The sequence below is a fragment of the Streptomyces sp. Ac-502 genome, assembly GCF_045222935.1.
Lineage (GTDB): Bacteria > Actinomycetota > Actinomycetes > Streptomycetales > Streptomycetaceae > Streptomyces > Streptomyces monomycini.
The window spans coordinates 4,769,216-4,789,472 of sequence record NZ_JBHFFO010000001.1; the positions used below are offsets into that span (position 1 = coordinate 4,769,216).

13 protein-coding genes and 4 pseudogenes are annotated in these 20,257 nt (G+C 72.2%); 7 read left to right on the forward strand and 10 right to left on the reverse strand.

The window, feature by feature from the left end; genetic code table 11:
* Positions 1-54: 54 nt before the first annotated feature.
* Positions 55-1,137: a hypothetical protein gene (locus ACEXOX_RS21385; protein ID WP_406522574.1), complete on the reverse strand. Its 1,083-nt coding sequence runs from the start codon at positions 1,135-1,137 to the stop codon at positions 55-57.
* 248 nt (positions 1,138-1,385) lie between these two features.
* Between ACEXOX_RS21385 and ACEXOX_RS21390 the strand changes: the two genes are divergently transcribed.
* From ACEXOX_RS21390 to ACEXOX_RS21400, 3 genes are all read left to right on the forward strand, one after another.
* Positions 1,386-2,159, forward strand: a complete 774-nt coding sequence (locus ACEXOX_RS21390; protein WP_406522576.1) for a GPP34 family phosphoprotein — start codon at positions 1,386-1,388, stop codon at positions 2,157-2,159.
* 410 nt (positions 2,160-2,569) lie between these two features.
* Positions 2,570-3,436: a helix-turn-helix transcriptional regulator gene (locus ACEXOX_RS21395; protein WP_030024591.1), complete on the forward strand. Its 867-nt coding sequence runs from the start codon at positions 2,570-2,572 to the stop codon at positions 3,434-3,436.
* A 201-nt stretch (positions 3,437-3,637) separates the two neighbouring features.
* Entirely contained in the window at positions 3,638-3,847 is a 210-nt protein-coding gene (locus ACEXOX_RS21400; protein ID WP_406522578.1) for a DUF397 domain-containing protein, read from the forward strand.
* Positions 3,848-3,999: 152 nt separating this feature from the next.
* Here ACEXOX_RS21400 and ACEXOX_RS21405 read toward each other — a convergent pair whose 3' ends face one another.
* Positions 4,000-4,905: a hypothetical protein gene (locus ACEXOX_RS21405; protein ID WP_406526423.1), complete on the reverse strand. Its 906-nt coding sequence runs from the start codon at positions 4,903-4,905 to the stop codon at positions 4,000-4,002.
* A 70-nt stretch (positions 4,906-4,975) separates the two neighbouring features.
* Between ACEXOX_RS21405 and ACEXOX_RS21410 the strand changes: the two are divergent.
* The 3 genes and pseudogenes from ACEXOX_RS21410 (at position 4,976) to ACEXOX_RS21420 (ending at position 8,669) form a co-directional block, all read left to right on the forward strand.
* A pseudogene (locus ACEXOX_RS21410) lies at positions 4,976-6,008 on the forward strand (PLP-dependent aminotransferase family protein).
* A 62-nt stretch (positions 6,009-6,070) separates the two neighbouring features.
* Positions 6,071-6,856, forward strand: a complete 786-nt coding sequence (locus tag ACEXOX_RS21415; RefSeq protein WP_406522579.1) for an SDR family oxidoreductase — start codon at positions 6,071-6,073, stop codon at positions 6,854-6,856.
* 181 nt (positions 6,857-7,037) lie between these two features.
* Positions 7,038-8,669, forward strand: a complete 1,632-nt coding sequence (locus tag ACEXOX_RS21420; protein WP_406522581.1) for a sodium:solute symporter family protein — start codon at positions 7,038-7,040, stop codon at positions 8,667-8,669.
* 41 nt (positions 8,670-8,710) lie between these two features.
* On the opposite strand, the pseudogene ACEXOX_RS21425 reads toward ACEXOX_RS21420, so the two are convergent.
* The 6 genes and pseudogenes from ACEXOX_RS21425 to ACEXOX_RS21450 form a co-directional block, all read right to left on the reverse strand.
* Positions 8,711-10,410: pseudogene (locus ACEXOX_RS21425) on the reverse strand (ABC transporter family substrate-binding protein).
* A 69-nt stretch (positions 10,411-10,479) separates the two neighbouring features.
* Entirely contained in the window at positions 10,480-11,409 is a 930-nt protein-coding gene (locus ACEXOX_RS21430) for an ABC transporter ATP-binding protein (RefSeq protein WP_406522582.1), read from the reverse strand.
* 718 nt (positions 11,410-12,127) lie between these two features.
* A pseudogene (locus ACEXOX_RS21435) lies at positions 12,128-13,138 on the reverse strand (ABC transporter ATP-binding protein); the annotation flags it as partial.
* Positions 13,135-14,220: an ABC transporter permease gene (locus tag ACEXOX_RS21440; RefSeq protein WP_406522584.1), complete on the reverse strand. Its 1,086-nt coding sequence runs from the start codon at positions 14,218-14,220 to the stop codon at positions 13,135-13,137. The gene ACEXOX_RS21440 and the pseudogene ACEXOX_RS21435, both read right to left, overlap by 4 nt.
* Positions 14,220-15,640: pseudogene (locus ACEXOX_RS21445) on the reverse strand (ABC transporter permease subunit). The gene ACEXOX_RS21440 and the pseudogene ACEXOX_RS21445 overlap by 1 nt, the downstream one beginning before the upstream one ends.
* A gap of 23 nt (positions 15,641-15,663) precedes the next feature.
* Positions 15,664-16,785 carry an ADP-ribosylglycohydrolase family protein gene (locus ACEXOX_RS21450; RefSeq protein WP_406522585.1) on the reverse strand — a complete coding sequence of 374 codons (1,122 nt, stop codon included), beginning with the start codon at positions 16,783-16,785 and terminating at the stop codon, positions 15,664-15,666.
* A 240-nt stretch (positions 16,786-17,025) separates the two neighbouring features.
* Between ACEXOX_RS21450 and ACEXOX_RS21455 the strand changes: the two genes are divergently transcribed.
* Complete coding sequence (locus ACEXOX_RS21455; RefSeq protein WP_030021897.1) at positions 17,026-17,286, forward strand: hypothetical protein; 261 nt, start codon at positions 17,026-17,028, stop codon at positions 17,284-17,286.
* A 9-nt stretch (positions 17,287-17,295) separates the two neighbouring features.
* Here the strand turns inward: ACEXOX_RS21455 and ACEXOX_RS21460 are convergent, their stop codons facing one another.
* Positions 17,296-18,699 carry a tetratricopeptide repeat protein gene (locus ACEXOX_RS21460; protein ID WP_406526424.1) on the reverse strand — a complete coding sequence of 468 codons (1,404 nt, stop codon included), beginning with the start codon at positions 18,697-18,699 and terminating at the stop codon, positions 17,296-17,298.
* Positions 18,696-20,177 (reverse strand): hypothetical protein, encoded by a 1,482-nt coding sequence (locus tag ACEXOX_RS21465; protein WP_406522586.1) that lies wholly within the window; start codon positions 20,175-20,177, stop codon positions 18,696-18,698. Before ACEXOX_RS21465 ends, ACEXOX_RS21460 begins: the two co-directional genes overlap by 4 nt.
* Between the last annotated feature and the right edge of the window lie 80 nt (positions 20,178-20,257).

The window sequence follows — 20,257 nt, forward strand, 5'->3', positions numbered from 1 at the left end:
ACTGGCTGGTGCGCTCGCCGTCCGACTCCGCGGCACCGGCAGGCCGTACGACCTTTATCGCGGTGGTGGGCTGGTCGGCTTCCGGCTTGCCCCCGGCTTGTCGCCGGACTTTCCGCCGGGCTTGCCGGGCTTTTCGGCCTTGGGGTCGGTCTTGGGGTCGGCCTTGGCTCCGGCCTCGGGCTCGGCCTCGGTGCCGGCCTTGGGGGCGGTCTTCGCGTCGGTCCCGGCTTCCTCGGCTTCGGGCTTCCCGGCCTTGCCGGCGCCCTTGGCGGGCGTCGCCGGACCCTCGCCGTCCGAACCCTTCCGCTTTGCGACCGAGAACGCTCGGGTCGCGTCGTCGGCAGGCTCGTCCGCGCTCGGCATCTTGAAGATCGCCGTCGGCTGGTCCACCGCCTTCGGCTGCTCCTCGGCCGCCTTCGGCTTGCCCTCGCCCGCCTTCGGCCGGTCGTCGGCTGCCGCACCGGAGGTGCTCTTCGCCGCGGCCTCACCGGCCTTGGAGGCATCCTTGGACGCGCCCTTGGAGGCGTTCTTGGGCTCAGCCTCGGTCTTGCCCTTGGTAGCGCCCTCAGCAGCCTTCGAGGCGTTCTTGGGAGCGGGCCCAGGGGTCGGCTTAGGGGCTGTCTTGGGAGTGGTCTCGGGGGCCGCCTCGGGGGCACCGCCGGCCTTCTCCTCGTCGCTCCCCTTCGACGCCTTCGTCACCGGGGTCTCGTCCGCCTCAGCCTTCGCACGCGTTTCCGCTCCGGCCTCCGCGTCGTCCCCGGAGGCGGCACCACCGGAGGCGGCACCACCAGCGGCATCGCCTCCGGAAGCGTCCCCCTCGGACGCGCCCTCACCGTCCGAGGTCGCCACCCAAGCGGCGACCGCCTCCCGCAGGCGCTCGTCCCGGCCCTCGCCGACGGGCTCCGCAGTCGGTTCTTCAGCCGGCTCCGCAGCGGCCTTGCCCGCCTTCTCCGCCTTGCCCGCGCCCGTGTCCGCGGCCTCGACCCCCGCGTCGTCCGCCGCTCCGTTCCTCGGTTCCGGGTCGGCCGGGTCGGCCTTCGGTTCGCGGAAGACCGCGAGCCGCGGATCGCGTTCGCTCCCCGCCGTCTCCCCCGACGACTGCTTCTGCTCCGGCTTGCCGGGGGACTCGCCCGCCACCTATGTCTCCTTCACACGTCCGCGACACGTCGCGCTCTGTCTGGCCCAGTGTTCCCAAGTGTCCTGTGTCCGCGAGGCACGTCCGCACCGCCACGCGAAACGCTGGGCGCCCCGCCCCACAGAAGGCGTCGCCAAGGAGCTAGACGACAACGACATACCTACAGGTTCCCTGCCTAACCCCCCAGGCACTCTCGACAGATGAATGTGAGAGGGGTCACCCTGTCATTCATCCACGCGGGGAGGCATGGATGGGCAGGAGCCGCAGAACAATTCCGGAGGAGCTTCTGCTGCTCGCTTTGGACCCGGCAACGGGAACCACAGCGCAGCCGCAGTCGCTCGACCTCGGTCTGGCCGGGGCCCAGCTAGTAGAGCTGGCTCTGGCCGGACGAATAGCCCCTGACGGGGATCGTATCGCCGTGGTGCTGCCACGGCCGACCGGAGATCCGACTCTGGACTCCGCGCTCGAACTGCTGCGCCGACGCGGCAGCCCGGTGCGCGCCGTCCACTGGATCGGCGGGCCCCGGCTGGGGCTGCGCCAGACGTATCTCACGCATCTGGAGCGGTGCGGCATGGTCCATGCCGTGGCGGGCCAGATGTGCGGAGTGCTGCCGACGACTCGCTACCAGGCGACGGACACGGCCATCAGCCGGGAGATCAAGAACCGGCTGGACAACGCGATCCGCACCGGCGTACCGCCGGACCCGCGGACCGCGGCGCTCGCCGCTCTGGCCCACGCGGTCGGTCTCGGCAAGCACCTGTATCCCGGGAACGAGGGGCGCTCCTCGCGCTCCCGCCTCCGGGACCTGATCCGGCACGACCCGATGGGCGGGCTGGTCGCACATGCCGTCATGGATGTGCAGAACGGCGTCGCGGCGCAGCCGAGGCGCGCACCGGTGGCAGTGGCCGGAACGGCATCCGGGCCGGGTGCGGGCAGGCAGCCCGCGCCCCGCGTCGCAGCCGAGCCGGCGGGCGTACCGGTACCGCCGCGGCACGGGGCCATGGCCCGCGTCGGCGCCCGCTGACGTCCCGCGTCGGCGAGCCTCGACGACGAGCCCGGCACCGCGGCGTCACCGGCGGTTCCCGCGGACGCGGACTCACCACGCAGCACCACGCTCGGTGCGTGACAGGCGCACCAAGCACCAAGCACCACCTACACCTCAGCGGAGCCAGCAGGACCAGCACCACGAGCACGAACAGCGAACCATCAGGACCAACAGAACCAGCAGAACCAGCACCACCGTCCCCACAGTCCCGTTCGGGAGCCGCAGCAAGCGCGGGGTGGCGGACCGGCCGTTCCGGACGACGGCCGGGCCGCCACCCCGCGCGCACGTCCGCTCGCCTTGTGTGTCCATTCCACTGCGCCGCGCGGACCTGGGATGGCAATCTGCTGAGCAGGAGAAAACAGCAGTACGGAGCCGGAGGTGCACGTCCCGTGGCGTCCAACATCAATCCCACCGTCCGGCGGCGCCGGCTGGGCCAGGAGCTGCGCAGGCTCCGCGAGCTGAAGGGCATGACGGCCGAGGAGGTCGCCGAGCGCCTGCTCGTGTCCCAGTCGAAGATCAGCCGGCTGGAGAACGGCCGCCGCAGCATCAGCCAGCGGGACGTCCGGGACCTGTGCGGGGTGTACGAGGTCGACGACCACCGGGTCGTGGATTCGCTGATGCAGATGGCCAAGGACTCCCGTCAGCAGGGCTGGTGGCACGCGTTCGGTGACATCCCGTACAGCGTCTACATCGGTCTGGAGACCGAGGCGGCCTCGCTGCGGGTGTACGAGTCGCTGCTCGTACCGGGCCTGTTGCAGACGCCCGGTTATGCCGAGGCCGTCATTCCCGGGACGGTCCCCGAACTGACGCAGGAGCAGCTGGAGAAACGGATTCAAGTACGGATGCGCCGCCAGGAGCGGGTCAATCACCCCGACAGTCCGCTGCGGTTGTGGGTCGTCCTGGACGAGAGCGCGCTGCGGCGGGTCGTGGGCAGCCACCTGATCATGCGCGAGCAGCTCGACCACCTCGTGGAGGTCAGCAACCTGCCGCATGTGACGGTCCAGGTGCTGCCGTACGACGCGGGCGCGCACGCGGGCATGTCGGGCACCTTCTCGATCCTGGAGTTCGACGACGCGGCCGATTCGAGCGTGGTCTACATCGAGGGCGTCACCAGCGACCTGTACCTGGAGAAGACCAACGATGTGCACAAGTACACGATCATGTACGAACATCTGCGGGCCCAGGCGCTGAGTGCGGACCAGAGCAGGGAGTTCATCGCCGCGGCGGCGAAGAGGCACGCGGACAGCATGGCCTGATCACGGCGCCAGGATGGCCGAATCCAGGATTCCGGAAGGAAGTCCAGCACCGTACACCGAGACGCCACTCCTTGGAAAGAGATCAAGGAATATGCCATACGAATGGGTGAACTACTCCTGCCACCGGTGATGTTGGCGCGTAGCGTCGGGACTACCGAATCCGCGGCAACGCGGTGCAACCCAGATCGAGTCGGAGTGAACATGGCCATGCAGCCCAATTCCGCTTTCTCCTGGACGAAGTCCTCGTACTCCGGTGGCAATGGCGCGTGCGTCGAGGTCGCCGTGCCGGCGCCCGCCGCCATCGCGGTCCGTGACTCCAAGAACCCCGACGGCCCGCGCCTGACCTTCGACACCTCCGCGTGGAGCTCCTTCGTGGGGGACGTGAGCAAAGGCGCGTACGACCTGATCTGATCCGGCCGCTCCTGGTCTGATCCGGCCGGTCCCGGCCTGATGTCGCACACCGCATGACCAGCACCACCCCAGAGCCCTCTCGACTGGATCGCCGTCCCGGCCGAGGGGGCTCGGCCTTGCCCCCGAGCGCACGCAGCGGCCTCCCCGCCGGCTCAGCGCAGCTCGTCCACGTACCGGTCGGTCCCGGGCACGGTCGGTACGAACGGCGCGACCAGCTCCACCCGTCCCAGCCCCGAGGCCGCGACCTCCCCGTCGAGCCCCGTGAACCACGGCTCCCAGCACGCGCGCGGGTCCTCCTGGAGGAACCACAGCAGCGTCAGCCGGGTGTCGACGCCCTCCACCTGCCGCACGTACGCCATCCGGTCCGCCGGCAGCGGCCTGGGCCGGAAGACCGTCACCATGGCCGCGGGCGAGCCCACCAGCCGGCGCGGCAGCCGCTCCTCCGTCAGCCACCGCAGCAGCGCGGTACGGCCCGGAACGTCCGCCGCGTCCGACGCATCCCCAGCCGCCCCCGCATCCGCACCCGGGCCCGGACCCACTGCATCGATGACCTCGACGACCAGCCCGGCGTACGGGTGGTCCAACGCGTGGAAGTCGCGCGGGCCGCGAGTGCCGTCCCGGTAGACGGTGGCTTCGTGGTCGTGGAAGGCCGTGAAGACGTGCGTACGGTCGTGGTGGATCCGGCCGTCGGCGTTCAGCCGCCGGTTGACGGCGACACTCCACCGCAGATGGTCGTCGTAGCGCCCCTCGGTGATCCAGTACGTGGACAGGTAGCAGCCGGCGGTGACGGGCCGGGCGACGGCCGACCGCGCGGGGTAGCGCAGCAGCTGGAGGTCGCGGGTGGCGACCCAGCGGCGGCCCGCGAAGATCCAGGGCATCGCCGTCGCGCCGGCCAGGTAGTGGTCGTCCTCGTACCAGCGGTTGTACGTGTACTCGTGGCCGGGGTGCGGCTCGACCATGGTGATGAGCGCGTGCCCGGGGCGGACGCCGTAGGGGCCGACGGCTGCCAGTTCGGCGTAGGTCTCACTGCGGGTGTCCGCGTCCGCTGCTGCGTCCATCGCCGCGTTCGTCGCCGCGCCCGTGTCCGCACGAGTGTCCGCGCCCGTGTCCGTGCCGGGTTTCTGGGTCATGCCCAGATATGTAGCTGACGTAGCGTCAGTTGGGGAGATGTGCGCCGGCGGCATCTCCGCCGCCTTCCGGCACGTACTGGACGAGGTGCCGCGGCAGGCGCTGCAGTACTCGACGACCGAGGGCGACCCGGCTCTGCGCGCGGCCGTGGCGGCCCGGGTGAGTGCCCGCGGCTTCGCCACCGTGCCAGACGACCTGTTGATCTCCACCGGTTCGCAGCAGGGCCTGTCGCTGCTGGCCAGGGCCCTGCTGGAGCCCGGTGACACGGTGCTGGTCGAGGACCCGTGCTATCTGGCGGCGCTCCAGGTCTTCTCGCTGGCCGGGGCGCGGGTGGTGCCGGTACCGACCGACGACGGCGGGCTGGACCCGCAGGCGCTGGACGAGATCGCGGCACGCGAGCGGCCGAGGCTGCTCCACCTCGTGCCGACGTTCCAGAATCCGACGGGCCGGACGCTGCCGGCCGGGCGGCGGGCCGCGGTGGCCCGGGTGACGGCTCGCCGCGGGCTGTGGATCGTCGAGGACGACCCGTACGGCGCTGCTCGGGTCCTTTTCCAAGATCGTGGCGCCGGGGTTGCGGCTGGGCTGGCTGCGCGCGCCGGCCGTACCGCGCCGGGCCTGCGTCATCGCGAAGCAGGCAGCCGACCTGCACACCTCGACGCTCGACCAGGCGGCCGTCGCCCGGTACCCGGCGGGCCCGGACCTGGACGCCCATCTGGAGCGGGTGCGCGGCGCCTACCGCGCCCGGCGCGACGCGCTGGCGGACGGCCTGGGCGCGGCCCTGCCCGAGGGCTCGCGCTGGAACCGGCCGGAGGGCGGGATGTTCGTCTGGGCGTCGATGCCTGCCGGGTACGACGCGACGGCGCTGCTGCCCGAGGTGGTCCGGCACGACGTGGCGTACGTGCCGGGTGCGCCCTTCTACGCCGAGCCGGCCAACGCGGGGACCGTGCGGCTGTCCTTCGTGACGCATCCGCCGGAGGAGATCCGGGAGGGACTGCTGCGGCTGGCGAAGACGCTGCGGGCGCCGCGTCCGTAGCCACCGGGAACGGGCACGCCTATTCTGATGGGCCGTCACATCGACACGGGCCGGAGGCGCGCATGCTGCTGCGGGACAAGACCGTCGTCGTCTCGGGCGTGGGCGCCGGGCTCGGCCACCAGGTGGCGGCGGCGTGCGTACGGGACGGCGCTTCGGTGGTGCTCGGCGCCCGTACGGAGTCCCGCCTCGCCGAGACGGCGGCGCAGGCCGATCCGGCGGGCGAGCGCGTCGCCTGGCGGGTGACGGACATCGCGGACGAGGAGCAGTGCTCGGCGCTGGCCGCGCTCGCGGTCGAACGTTTCGGCGGCGTCGACGCGCTGGTCCAGGTGGCCGCCCTGGACTCGCACTTCGGCGGGCTGGCGGACGCGGACTTCGTCGCCTGGCAGCGGGTCGTGGACATCAACCTCTTCGGCACGCTGCGCATGGCGCGCGCCTGCCTGCCGTCGATGACGGAGCGCGGCGGCGGGTCGGTCGTGCTGATCGGCACGCAGTCGTCGGTCGCCGCGCCGTCCGAGGTGCGGCAGGCGGCGTACGCGGCGTCCAAGGGCGCGCTGGTCTCGGCGATGTACTCGCTCGCGCGCGAGCTGGGGCCCCGCCGGATACGCGTCAACACCGTGCAGCCGGGCTGGATGTGGGGCCCGCAGGTCGAGGCGTACGTCCGGTACGCGGCGCACGCCGAGGACGTACCGGAGCGCGAGGTGCTGGACCGACTCACCGCGCGGATGGCGCTGCCGGAGATGGCGACCGACGCCGATGTCGCGCAGACCGCGGTCTTCCTGGCGTCCGACCGGGCGCGGGCGATCACCGGCCAGTCGCTGCTGGTGAACGCCGGGGAGATCATGCGCTAGGCGCTCCGCCGGAAGCGTTCGCCCAGTTGTCGGCAGTTCACATCCTTGACCGCCGCACCCTTGACCGCCCCTCGCCATGAACGGTTCAATCCCCGAAGTCCCCGCTCCCGCACGGGGGCGCCGCCCCGCGGAACGTACGGCGACGTGTTTCCCGTTCACAAGGCGGACCCCTGGAGGGGCCATGAACAGTCTCGACCGGGCCGTGCTCATCGGCTACTTCGGTGTGATGGTCGCGATCGGCGTGTGGTCCCACAGGCGCGTGGAGGACGTGAGCGACTTCTTCACCGCGGGCGGCCGGATGCCCTGGTGGCTGTCCGGGATCTCGCACCACATGTCGGGGTACAGCGCGGTGATGTTCACCGGCTACGCGGGCATCGCCTACCAGTACGGCGTCACGTCCTACGTCACCTGGTCCTTCCCCATCGCGGTGGGGATCGCCATCGGGGCGCGCCTGTTCGCCGGGCGGCTGAACCGGCTGCGGTCGCGGCTGCACGTCGCCTCACCCCTGGAGTACCTCAAGAGCCGCTACAACCTGCCCACCCAGCAGGCGCTCGCCTGGTCCGGTGTACTGCTGAAGATCGTGGACGTGGGGGCCAAGTGGGCGGCCATCGCCACGCTGCTGTCCGTCTTCACCGGTCTCTCCCTCAACCAGGGCATCCTGATCACCGGCGTGGTCACCGGCGTCTACTGCACGGTCGGCGGCCTGTGGGCGGACGCGCTCACCGAACTCGGTCAGTTCGTCATCCAGTTGCTGGCGGGCGTGGCGATGCTGGTGACCGTACTGGCGGAGCTGGGCGGTGTCAGCGCGCTGTGGACGGTGTGGGATCGGCTGCCCGACAGCCACGCGCAGCCGACCGTCGGCCCGTACACGCTGACGTTCCTGCTCGCGTACCTCTTCATCAAGACGTTCGAGTACAGCGGCGGCATGTGGAACCAGGCGCAGCGCTACATGGCCACCCGCAGCGCGCGCGAGGCGCGGCGCTCGGCGCGGCTGTCCGCCGCCTTGTGGTTCGTGTGGCCGGCGGTGCTCTTCTTTCCTATGTGGGTCGCGCCACTACTGGTAAAGGCCGAGAAACCGGACGCCTCCGACTCGTACGCGCTGCTCACCGAACACCTGCTGCCACACGGCCTGCTAGGCCTGGTCATCGTCGGTTTCTTCTCGCACACGATGGCCATGTGCTCGTCCGACGCCAACGCCATCTCCGCCGTCTTCACCCGTGACATCGCGCCCGCGCTGCCGAAGCTGGGCGCGCGGGCCCGCGGCTGGTCGCACCGGGCGGGGCTGCTGGCCGCGCGACTGTCCACCGTCGCCTTCCTGGCCCTGTCGATGGCCGTCGCGACCCAGGTCAACACCCCGACGTTCAAGGACATCATCACCGTCGTCATCAAGTGGGTGGCCGGTCTGGTGGGGCCGATCTCCATCCCGTTCCTGCTCGGCATGGTGCCGCGCTTCCGCAGGTCCGGGCCGACCGCGGCGCTGGTGTCCTGGGCGGCGGGTCTGTTCGCCTTCTGGCTCACCAACTACGGGCTGACCGGCGTGCAGCTCCAGATCCAGATCGTCGCGCCGGTGGCCACCTCGCTGGTCCTGTACGTCGTGATCGGCTTCCTCAAACCGGAGGACACCCCGGAGAGGGACGCGGTGCTCGCCCGTATCAACTCCGGCGTCGACGAGGACGGGGACGAGCGTGACGGTGAGCGTGAGGGGGAGGGCCGGAGCGGGAGGGACCGCGTCGGCACCGGTGGTACGGGCGCCGCCGCCCGCACGGTGCCCGGGCGGGCCGGCGGGCCCGGTCACCGTGCCGCGCCACAGTGAGCCGGCCGTACGGCCCCCGCCCCCGCTGCGGACTCCGCGACCTACTTCGTGTAGCCGATCCGCTCGTACGCGATGTCGGCCATGCCCTGGGCACCGAGGTTGGCCAGGTTCTTCTTGGCCGCGGTGATCTCGGGGAGCTGGTAGGTGGGCAGGACGCCGGCCACCTGCCACGCCTCCGCGTCGGCCGCGTTGACGGCCTCCAGGGCGGCGGCCTGGTCGGCGCTGCGGCCCGCCTTGCCCAGCAGGTCGTCCAGCTTGGCGCTGCCGGTCTTGGAGTCGTTGCCGCCGCCGTCGCGGGCGTAGGTGCCGCTGGAGCCGGTCGCGGCGAACGGCGTACGGAAGAAGCTGTAGGGCGCCACGTCGTAGTCGCCCGGGGTCACGTACTTGTCGAAGAACTCGTTGACGGGCACCGCACGGACGTCCAGCTCGACGCCGACCTCGGCCCACAGCTGGGTGAGGATGGTGGCCTCGTTCTTCGCGGCGGGCTGGCCGGTGGGGATCAGGAAGCGCAGCTTCAGCTCCTCGCCGCCCTTCTTGCGCACCTTGCCGCCGCCCAGCTTCCAGCCGGCCTCGTCCAGCAGCCGGCCGGCGGCCTTCGTGTCGTACGTGCCCAGGTCGCCGGCGTTGTCCCGGTAACCCTTCTGGTTGGGCATGAGGAAGTGGTTGCCCAGCGGCTTGCCCGACCAGTTGAGCCCCTTGAGGCCGGACTTCACGATCGTCTCGCGGTCGGTGGCCTTGAACAGCGCCTTGCGCACCTTCGGGTCGCTGAGCTTCGGGCTCTTGCCGTTGAAGGTCAGGTGCCGGTAGTTGGGACCGCCGGCCTCCCGGATCTCGCCCGACTTCACGCCCGAGACCTGCTTGAAGGCGGCCACGCTCGCGTTCAGGTCGAAGTAGTCGATCTCGCCGTTGGCGTAGGCCGCGGGCATCGACTCGGTCGTCATCGCATGAAAGACGATCTTGTCGAGTTTCGGCTTCTCCCCCACCACGCGGGGTCGGGGACGAGGGTGACCGTCTGTGCGGTCTTGTCGATGCCGCCGAGCTTGTACGCGTTGGCGGTGACCGGGATCGTGTTGAGGTAGCCGGTGGTGAAGCTCTTCGCGTCGGCCATGTACTTGGCCGGGTAGAGCGGGGTGTTGTTGGGCGCCCCGAACAGGGCGCGCCAGTCCGCGTACGGCTTGTCGAAGGTCAGGACGGCCTCGTGGTCGTCCTTGCCCCGGCGTACCGACGACACGTCCTCGTACCCGGCCGGAGAACCGACCTTGTACGCCGGATCCTTGCTGCTCAGCGCCCGGACGTTGGCCTCCAGGTCCCGGTAGGTGACCGGCGTGCCGTCGGACCACTTCGCCTTGGGATTCAGGCGGTACGTGACGATCTGCTTGCCGCCCTCCGTACGGCTGGCGGCGTCCAGCAGGAACGCCTTGTCGGGCACCTGCTCGCCGTTGGGCGCCGAGTGCCACAGCGACGGCAGCACGGCCTCGACGACGGCGTTGGTGGCGGCCTGGTTGCCGTCCGTCTCCATCTCGTTGAACTGCACGGGGAACTGGTCGATCGCCCAGTTCAGCGTGCCGCCCTGCTTGAGCTGCGCAGGGTCGGACTGGTTGATGTCCAGCGCGGTGGTCTTCGGCGGCTGCTTCGCCTCGCCGCCACCGCCCTCGTCGTCCGAGCCGCCACAGGCGGTCAGCGCCAAGGACGACGCCACGACGGTGGCCACGAGGGCGAGCGGAACTCTGGAGTGCTTCATTGCGGAGACGTTCCCTTTCTCGACTGGACTGACGAAAACACAGGGAGGGCGTGGTGCGGGAGGTGTTCTTCAGCCTCCTGTGACGGGCGTGTCCGGCCCGTACGCCGCGTGGTGGCAGGCCGACTCGTGGCCCGGGGCGACGGGTCGCGACGGCGGGTCCTGCTGCTCGCAGCGCCGCTGCTCCGGCGCGCCGAGCGTCGCGTACAGCGGACAGCGGCCGCGGAACCGGCAGCCGGACGGCACGTCCGCCGGGCTCGGCAGGTCGCCGCCCAGCAGGATCCGGGTCCTGGCGCGCTCCTTGTGCGGGTCGGGCAGCGGTACGGCCGACAGCAGGGCCCGGGTGTACGGGTGCGCCGGCGCCGCGAACACGTCCGCGGTGCCGCCCGTCTCCACGATGCGGCCCAGGTACATGACCGCGACCCGGTCGGCGCTGTGCCGGACGACGGACAGGTCGTGGGCGACGAGCAGGTAGCTCAGGCCGAGCCGGGCCTTCAGCTCGTCCAGCAGGTTGAGCACACCGGCCTGCACGGACACGTCGAGCGCGGAGACCGGCTCGTCCAGCACCAGCAGCCGCGGTTCCAGCGCCAGGGCGCGCGCGACGGCGATGCGCTGACGCTGGCCGCCGCTGAACTCGCGCGGGTAGCGGCCCGCGTCGGCGGCCGCCAGGCCGACCGTCTCCAGCAGCTCGGGGACCCGGGCGGCGATCCGGTCCTTGGGCCAGCGGTGCGTGCGCAGCGGCTCGGCGAGGATGTCGCCGGCCGGCATCCGGGGGTCCAGTGCGGCCGTCGGGTCCTGGAAGACGATCTGGAGGTCACGGCGCAGGGCGCGGCGCGCGGCGCGGTCCAGGTCGCGTACGTCCCGGCCGAAGAGCCGGACGGTGCCCGCCTGCCCGGCCGCCAGGTCCATGATCTCCATCAGGGTGGTGGTCTTGCCGCAGCCCGACTCGCCGACCAGGGCGAGCGTCTCGCCCTCCCGTACGACGAGACTGATGCCGTCCACGGCCCGCACGGTGCCGATCGTGCGCTTGACGAAGGTGCCCCGGGTGAGCGGGAAGTGTTTGACGAGACCGTCGAGTTCCAGGATGGCGGGGTGGGGGGAGGGGGCGCGGTTCCGGGCTGCCGCCCCTGGGTATCCCCCTGCTGGGGGGCCCGGGGCGTTCGATTCGCCCCGGTAGGCGCGCGATCCGTGCGGGGTGGGGCTGCGGGGGTCTCGGCGGGGGACGCGTCGGTGCCGCCCGTTCCGGCCCGACGGGGGTCCGTGCCGTCCGTGGCCGTGTCGCCGGTACCGTTCGTGTCTGTGCGGTCCTTGCCTGTGCGGTCCTTGCTCGTGCGGTCCTTGCCCGTGCGGTCCTTGCCCGTGCGGTCTTTGCCGGTGCGGTCTTTGCCCGTGCCGCACGAGTCCGTGCCGCACGTGTCTGCGCTGCGGGGGCCCGTACCACCCGTGCACGCACTGCCCGTATCCCCCGTGCCCGTACCGCCCGTGCCCGTACCGCGGAAGCCCGCGGGCGATCCGCCCCCGTCCGAAGGCTTCCCCCGGCCCCCGCGAAGATCCCCGACCGCGGCAACGCCCCCGAGGCGATCTCCTCGCTGCGGTGGCAGGCGGCGGCGTGGGCGGGGGCCGTGGTGGTCGGGGGGACTTGGGTGTCTGGAGTGTCCGGAAGGGCTGGGGTGGTCGGGGTGTCCGGGGTGGCTGAGACGACCGGAGAAGCGTCCGTGTCTGCTGTGGCGTCCGTGACTGCTGTGGGGCCCATGGCCTCCCTGGGTACGGCCTGCGCCGGGGCAGGCTCCGTCTCGTGGCACAGGGGAACGGCGACCGGGCAGCGTGGTGCGAACGGGCAGCCGGGTGGTTGCGCCGTCAGGGACGGCGGGGTGCCGTGCACGGGGGTCAGCGGTACGTCGGTGGGCCCGTCCAGGCGGGGCGTCGCGCCCAACAGGCCGATGGTGTACGGCATCCTGGGCCGGTAGTAGATCTCGTCGACCGTACCGGCCTCCACGGGCCGGCCCGCGTACATGACCTGCACCCGGTCGGCGAACCCCGCGACCACCCCCAGGTCGTGGGTGATCAGTACGACCGCGGCGCCGGTCACCTCCCTGGCGGTCCGCAGGACGTCCAGGATCTGCGCCTGGACGGTGACGTCCAGGGCGGTGGTCGGCTCGTCCGCGACGATGACCCGCGGGTCGTTGGCGATGGCCATGGCGATCACCGCGCGCTGCCGCATCCCGCCGGAGAACTCGTGCGGAAAGGCGTCGGCTCGGCGCCGCGGGTCCGGGATGCCGACGAGGGCGAGGAGTTCGACGGCGCGGGCCCGTGCGGCCTTGCGGCTCAGGTCCTGATGGACGCGGAGCGCTTCGACGAGCTGGCTGCCGATGCTGTAGACGGGCGTGAGGGCGGACAGCGGGTCCTGGAAGACCATGCTGATGCCGTTGCCGCGGATCCTGGACAGCGCGGCGTCGCCGAGGCCGAGCAGTTCCTGTCCGTCCAGTTCGACGGAGCCCCGTACGGCGGTGCCGTCCGGCAGCAGTCCGAGGACGGCCTGGGCGGCGGCGGACTTGCCCGAGCCGGACTCCCCGACGATGCCGAGCACCTCGCCGGGCCGTACGGCGTAGCTCAGACCGCGTACGGCGTGCACGGGACCGTGCTCGCCGGGGAAGGTGACGTGCAGGCCCGTCACCTGGAGGGCGGGGCGGGCGGCCGCCGCCTCCTGGCCGGTGTGGCGTTGTGCGGTCACCGGCGACGGCCTTCCTCAGCGGCGCGCTTCCCGCGCCCCTTCACGCGCGCCTGCGCCCCCGCCGCGTCGGGGTCCAGCGCGTCCCGCAGCCCGTCGCCGACGAAGGCGAGGGAGACGCCGATGAGCACCAGGCACCCGGCGGGGAAGAAGAACAGCCACGGGTAGCTCGCGGCCATGTTGGTGTTGTCGGCGATGACCGTGCCGAGCGACACGTCCGGCGGCTGCACCCCGAACCCGAAGTACGACAGTCCGCTCTCCCCGATGACCGCGGCCCCGGCCTGGATGACCGCGTCGATGATCAGCAGGGAGGCCATGTTGGGCAGGATGTGCCGGAAGACGATCACCGGCCCCGGTACGCCCATGTAGCGGGCCGCCTTGACGTACTCGCGTTCCTTGAGCGTGAGCGTCACACTGCGCACCACCCGCCCGGTGATCATCCAGCTGAAGGCGGCCAGCAGGACGACGAAGACCGGCCAGCCGGAGCCGCGGACGAGCGGCGACAGGACGGCGACGACCAGGAACGCGGGCATCACCAGCAGCAGGTCGACGGCGCCCGTCAGGACGCGGTCGGTCCAGCCGCCGAAGTACCCGGCGAAGGCGCCCACCACGGCCGACAGGAAGGTGGAGACCACTCCCACGAGGATGCCGATGACCAGGGACTTCTGGAGTCCGCGCAGGGTGAGCGCGTAGAGGTCCAGGCCGCTCTGGGTGGTGCCCCACCAGTGTTCGGCGGACGGCCCGGAGAGGAAGTTGAGGAAGTCGTGGGTGCGGTGGTCCCAGGGGCTCAGGAGCGGGCCGACGTACGCGGCGAGGAAGAGCAGGAAGAGCAGCGCCAGCCCGGCCGTCGCGAGCCGGTTGCGTGCGAAGCGGCGTGCGGTGAGGCGGGTGCGGGAGGGGTGGCGGTCATGTGGCGGACGGCCGGGCGGCGAGGGGTGGCGGTCACGCGGCGTACGGCCGTCACGCGGCGGGCGGCCGTCACGCGGCGGGCGGCCGTCACGCGGCGGGCGGCCGTCACGCGGCGGGCGACCGGACCATGGCGTACGGCCGGACCACGGCCCACGGCCGCCGGCTGCGGGGCGCATCACCGCACCCTTACGCGGGGGTCCAGCGCCGCGTACAAGAGGTCCGACAGCAGCCCCGCCGCCAGCACCAGTACTGCGGTGAACACGCCCACCGCGGCGACTGCGTTGACGTCCTGCCCGGCGACCGAATCGACCAGCAGTTCGCCCATGCCGTGCCAGCCGAAGGTCTTCTCCACGAAGGTGGCACCGGCGAAGAGCAGCACGATGTTGTAGACGAGCAGGGGGACGACCGGCAGGACGGCCGTGCGCAGCCCGTGCCGTAACAGGGCGGTGCGGCGGCGCAGCCCTTGGCGCGCGCGGTGCGCAGGAAGTCGGCGCCGAGCACGTCGAGCATGGTGTTGCGCTGGTAGCGGCTGTAGAGGGCGACCTGCACGATGATGAGGGTCAGGGCGGGCAGCAGCATGTGCTGGGCACGGTTGACCAGGGCGGCAGGGTCCCATCGGCCGGCGTACTGGGCGTCGTACTCGCCGAGGACTTTGATCGTCTGCGTACCGTCGTTGAGGGCGGTGGCGCCGATCTTCAGGGCGACTCCGACCACGAACACCGGCATCGCCAGCACGAAGAACGAGGCGAGCGTGGAGAACCGGTCGAAGAACCGGTACTGGCGGATCGCGCCGTACGCGCCGACGGCGACGCCGAGGGCCGAGCCGGCGAAGGTTGCCAGGAGCAGCAGGCGGGTGCTGACACCGACCCGGCGGCCGAAGTCGTCGTTGAGGGAGTCGCCGGAGAGGGTCCGGCCGAGGTCGCCGTGGACGACGTCACCGGCCCAGCGCGCGAAGCGGGTCGTCACCGGGGTGTCCGGGTTCATGTTGACGTCGTCGAGGGTGCGGGTGACGGCGGCCTCGGGCAGCGGCGGGTTGCGGTTCTCGAACCGGGCCCGCGGGTTGAGGCTCAGCCCGGCGAGGAAGTACGTCAGGGACGCCGCCACGGCCACCAGGACGAGGTAACCGGCCAGCCTGCGCAGCAGGTAGCGGCCCATGATGTCTCTCCCCCTCGTACGGCTACGGCCCGGACCGACTGCGGGCCCTGGGCTGTTCTCTGGGCTGTTCTCGCATGCGCGGGGCCGGTTTGTCGACCGAGGCTCCCCCAAAGCGGGACAATGCGAACGGGGGTGAGGCGGCGCCGAGTTCGCAGCGGTACGGGTGGTACGGGGCGGGCACGGCAGTACTGGGCGGGCGGGGCAGTACTGGGCGGGCGGGGCGGAGCGGGCGAGGCGAGGCCGAGCAGGGCGGGACGGGCGGCGTGGTTGTGGTTCTGGCGCGCCTCCCCTTGGGTAACCCCCTGCTGGGGGGACGCGCGCGTTCGATTCGCCCCGGTGGAGGCGCGATGCACGCCCCACCCCCGAGCAGGGCATGAAGCACCCGTCTCGCCACCACCAGCCGGACATGAAGCGCCCGCCCCGCCACCACCAGCCGGACATGAAGCGCCCGCCCCACCCCGCCCTCAAGCCCGCGGATACCGCTCCAGCCACCCCGGCGCTGAGTTGCCCGGCCCGTGCAGGGCCGGTCCCTGTGTCATCTCCATGGCGAAGTCGTCGGCGAGTTGCAGGATCGTCGCGCGGCCTTCCACTTCGGCCAGCCACACGGGCGGCAGTGCCGTTTCGCCGTGCAGGGTGCCCAGGAGGTTGCCGCAGATGGCGCCGGTGGAGTCGCTGTCGCCGCCGTGGTTGACCGCCAGCAGCAGCCCGTGCCGGATGTCCTCGGCGACCAGCGCGCAGTACACGCCGATCGCCAGCGCCTCCTCGGCCGTCCAGCCCTCGCCGAGCGACTCCACGCGGGCGGCCGTGGGCATGCCCTGCCGTACGGCGCCCAGCGCCTGCTGGAGCGCCTCGGCGGTCTCCTCGTGGTCCGGCCGGGTGGCCAGGTGGGCCAGGGACTTCTGTACGGCGCTGTCCAGGTCGTCGCCCCGGGCCAGCGAGTGGGTGATCACCGCCATGGCGCCGGCCGCGAGGTAGCCGGTCGGGTGGCCGTGCGTCTGGGCGGCGCACTCGACGGCGAGCTGGAAGACCAGCTGCGGTTCCCAGCCGACCAGCAGCCCGAAGGGCGCCGACCGCATGACCGCGCCGCAGCCCTTGGAGGCGGGGTTCTTGGGCTGCTCCAGCGTTCCCATCACGTCGTCGCCGAGCCCGGAAAGGCAGGCCCGGCCGGGCGCCCGCTGCGCGTACAGCCACTCCTCGCGTGCCAGCCAGCCGTCGTCCTTCTTGCGTTCGTCGGGGCCCCAGTCGCGCTGGGTGGCGGCCCAGCGCAGGTACGCGCGGTGCACGTCGGTGGGCGGGTGCCAGGCGCCGGTGTCGCGCCGTACCTGGGCCCGGATCAGCCCGTCGACGGTGAACAGCGTCATCTGGGTGTCGTCGGTGACCGTGCCGCGCCGCCCGAAGGCCGGTACGTAGTCCGTCACGCCGTCCTGGCCGTGGGCCTCGCGGATCGCGTCCAGCGAGCTGAACTCGATGCCGGCGCCGAGCGCGTCACCGATCGCCCCGCCCAGCAGGCAGCCGCGTACCCGGCTGCGGAAGTCCTGCTGTTCGGCGCGGCCCCAGATGGCCGTACCGCCTGCCGCTGTACTCACTCCCGTCCCTCCCCGTGGCCCACCACTTCCCTTACGGGGTCCTTACGCTCCCCCTGCCGCAGCACTGTAATCGACCAAGAACAGTCAACTCAGGGCAAGGAACGCTATGCGAACAGTCACCCCAGAGGCGGCTTTTGATCACTACAGTCCCGATCGGCGTCCCGGCCGGCGCCGACCGGCACAGTCGTACCCCTGCGTACCGAGGCCATACGACCGGCGTGCCGTGGGAAGGCTTCCTCCATGCCCGACTTCGAGTGGGACCGCACCGCCATGGCCACCGTGGCCTGCGCCCTGGCCGGTGACAGCGACGGCGCCGTGGAACTCCTCCGTCCGCTCTCCCAGCGCGACGTGTGCCAGATCACCGTCCGGCTGGCCGCGATGGCCGCCGACGCCCTCATCTCCGCCGCCGAGGACACCGGCGGCGACCGCGCGGAGGCGCTGGCGCAGTGGCAGCAGTGCATCCTCCAGCACGAAGCGGAGGCGGAGACGGGGGACGGGTGAGGACGGCGGTCACCGTGCGTGGGCAGCCGCCGCTTCGGCCATCCGCTCCAGGAGTACGTGGCGGGCCGCCCCCAATCGGTCAGCGGCCGTGGCGTCCCGTGCCGGCCACAGTGCCGCCAGGTCCCGCAGCCCGGACTCCACCTCGGCCAGGCGCTCCCAGGGGGTCCCGTCGTCGAGCAGGCCGGTGAGCACGGCGTGGGCACCGGCCCAGTCCGCCAGGGCGCAGCGGCTGACGACGGCGGCGACGGCGGGACCGGTGAAGTCGTCGCCGTCCAGCGGCCGGGTCTCCGCGTCCCGTAGCGCCTCCCAGGCGGGCGCGGCGGCCCACGGCCCGCGTACGGCGCAGGTGAGGAGCGCGGCCTCGTACCGCACCGGCAGTTCGTCCGGCGCGAGAGCCGAGGCCGCCTCGACGGCTTCGCGCGTCGCGTCGAGCCGTCCCGCGCGGCGCAGGCACCCGGCGCGCCCGGACAGGAAAGCGGCCCGGGCCTCGTCCGGCACGGCGGACCGGTCGGCTTCGGCCAGCGCCCTGTCGTAGTCGGCGAGCGCTTCTCCCTCCGCCCCCAGCAACCCGTGTGCCTTGGCACGACGGGCGAAGAGCCAGGGATTGGCCGCTCCAAGGGTGACGACCCGGCCGAAGTCCGCCACCGCCTCCGCGAGCCGCCCCGAGAGGAGCGCGACCCTCCCCCGCGCCCCGGCGGCCCACGCGTACACCGGGTTGACGGCCAGCGCCCGGTCGAACTCCGCCAACGCTTCGGTGTACCGGCCCATGGCGCGGTAGGTCATTCCCCGTTCGGCCATCGCCCAGGCGTAGTCCGGGTACAGCTCGATGGCGTGTTCCAGCACCGCCAGCGCCTCTTCGTAACGGCCCAGGTGGCGCAGGCAGACGGCGCGGCTGCCGTGCGCCGGCGGGTAGCGGGGGTCCAGCTCCAGCGGGCGGTCGAACGCGGTCAGCGCCTGCTCGTACCTGCCCATGATGCGGTTGACCTCGCCGAGGTGGAAGGCGGCGGTGACCGAGCGCGGTTCGAGGGCCAGGGCCCGCGTGAAGTCCTGGACGGCGGGCTCGAAATCGCGCCGGTACCGGTGGGTGAGTCCTCGTCCGACCAGCGCGTGCGCGTCGTCCGGTGCCAGCTCCAGGCAGCGGTCGAAGTCGGCGAACGCCTGCTGCCAGGACTCGGCCTTACGGTGTTCGCGGCCGCGCAGGCGGTGGATCAGCGCCTGTTCCGGCGCGCCGAGGCCGGGCCGGGCGAGCAGCGTGGTGAGCGCCTGTGCCAGTCCTTCCGCCCCGTCGAGGGCGGCCAGCAGCCGCTCACCCCAGTCGCGTACCTCGGGCGCGTCCGTGTCCGTCCCGGCCTTCCGTACGGTCTCGGCGACCAGGCGTACGGCGGGCGGCTCGTACTGCGCGGTGGCCGTCACCTCGGACAAGGCCTCCGGCAGGAACCCCGCGGCTCGGCGCACAGCCCGTGATAGATCTCCCCCAGCCGCAACTCCCGCCACCGCTCGTCGCGGTGGCACGCGCCCGCGTCGCTGTCCTCCCCGTACCTGCCGCCCCCGCCCCGGGAACTGCCCGGGCCGTCGTCCCCCGCGCACTGCTCCCGCCACCGCCGCGCCGCCTCAGCCAGCCGCCCGTGCCGCTCGGCCCAGAGGCGCGGCGACCGGCGGCGCTGGAGGCGGAGCATCGCCGTGCGGACCACCTCGTGGTACTGCCACCGCCCACCGCGCTCGGTGACGAACGGCAGGGCGCACAGCCGGCCGAATTGTCCCGCGGCCTCCGCGTCCACCGCTTCCCGGTACACGTCCTCGTCCAGGTGGCACGGCAGGGCGGCGGCCAGCGCGGCCTCCCGTCGTACCGGGTCGGTCTCCCACTTCAGGAAGCGTTCGACGGCCGTGTCGCTGGGGTCGTCGACGGCGTCCGCCGCGTCCGGCCGGCTCTCGGCGAGGGTGGAGACGAGGACCGGGAGGCGGCCGGAGAGCTGCAGGATGGTGTCGACGGTGCCGGGGTCGGTGATGTCCTTGGCCGACAGGAACTGCCGCGCCTCGGCCTCCGTGAAGACGTCCAGCGGCACGTCCGTGACGTGTTCGAGGTGGTCGGCCCAGCAGGTCCGGTCCAAGGCGTCGCGCCCGGCCAGGACGATCACGACGTTCTGCGCCAGCGGCCCGTAGCGGTCGCTGAAGAGGACGTCGCGCAGCCAGGTGTCCAGGAGCGGGCCGGTCGCCTCGTACGTGTCGAAGAAGAGCACCAGCAGGGGCACGGCGTCGGCAGCGTCGCCCAGTTCCCGTACGAAGGCCGGGGTGAGCACCTCGACCGGGGACAGGACCAGTTGTACGTCGTCGTGGCTGCGCAGCCGGGCGCCGAGCCGGCCGCGCAGCCGTTCGGCGCCGCGGGCGACGTGGGTGGTGTCCAGCGCGCCGGCGAAGGGGCCGACGCCCGGGATCAGGCCCATGCCCACCACGCCCGCCCTGGCGATGAGCATGCTGCCGGGTGAGGGCGGCACCTCGTCTCCCGGTTCGTCCGGCCCCGCGAGCGCCGTCTCCGCCTCGTGCCGTCGCTCCCGGTAGGTGGCCAGCAGCTTGTCGAAGGCTTTCAGCGGGCTGCCCTGGCGTCCCAGCTTGGCGCTGATCGCGGCCATCGCCTCCGGGACGCTGTGCACCGACTCGTCGACGTACACGGTCAGCGCGCCCAGCTCACGCGCCATGTGCTCGAACCGCTGGACCAGGGAGGTCTTTCCGACGCCGCCCTGGCCGCGCAGGTGGTGCAGGAAGCGGAAGTCCGGGTCGGCCGGATCCCGGGCGAGGTTGGCGCGGAAGGCAGCCAGTTCGCCGTCGCGGCCGACGAACCCGTCTTCCCGCCGGTCGCGGATCAGTTCCTGGCGAGAGAGCCGCCTGCGGTTCACCGCTCACCTCCCGGGCCCGCGCTCCCCCGGCGGGCCTCCAGGCGCAACCGTAGCGGGAAACAGGCGCGCCCGGCCCGCCC

Bases quoted from the DNA above. Each gene is read 5' to 3' on its own strand.
- ACEXOX_RS21390 (WP_406522576.1), top strand. From the start codon at position 1,386: ATGGGCAGGAGCCGCAGAACAATTCCGGAGGAGCTTCTGCTGCTCGCT.
- ACEXOX_RS21440 (WP_406522584.1), bottom strand. From the start codon at position 14,220: ATGCGCCCCGCAGCCGGCGGCCGTGGGCCGTGGTCCGGCCGTACGCCA.
- ACEXOX_RS21400 (WP_406522578.1), top strand. From the start codon at position 3,638: ATGGCCATGCAGCCCAATTCCGCTTTCTCCTGGACGAAGTCCTCGTAC.
- ACEXOX_RS21420 (WP_406522581.1), top strand. From the start codon at position 7,038: ATGAACAGTCTCGACCGGGCCGTGCTCATCGGCTACTTCGGTGTGATG.
- ACEXOX_RS21455 (WP_030021897.1), top strand. From the start codon at position 17,026: ATGCCCGACTTCGAGTGGGACCGCACCGCCATGGCCACCGTGGCCTGC.
- ACEXOX_RS21405 (WP_406526423.1), bottom strand. From the start codon at position 4,905: ATGGACGCAGCAGCGGACGCGGACACCCGCAGTGAGACCTACGCCGAA.
- ACEXOX_RS21415 (WP_406522579.1), top strand. From the start codon at position 6,071: ATGCTGCTGCGGGACAAGACCGTCGTCGTCTCGGGCGTGGGCGCCGGG.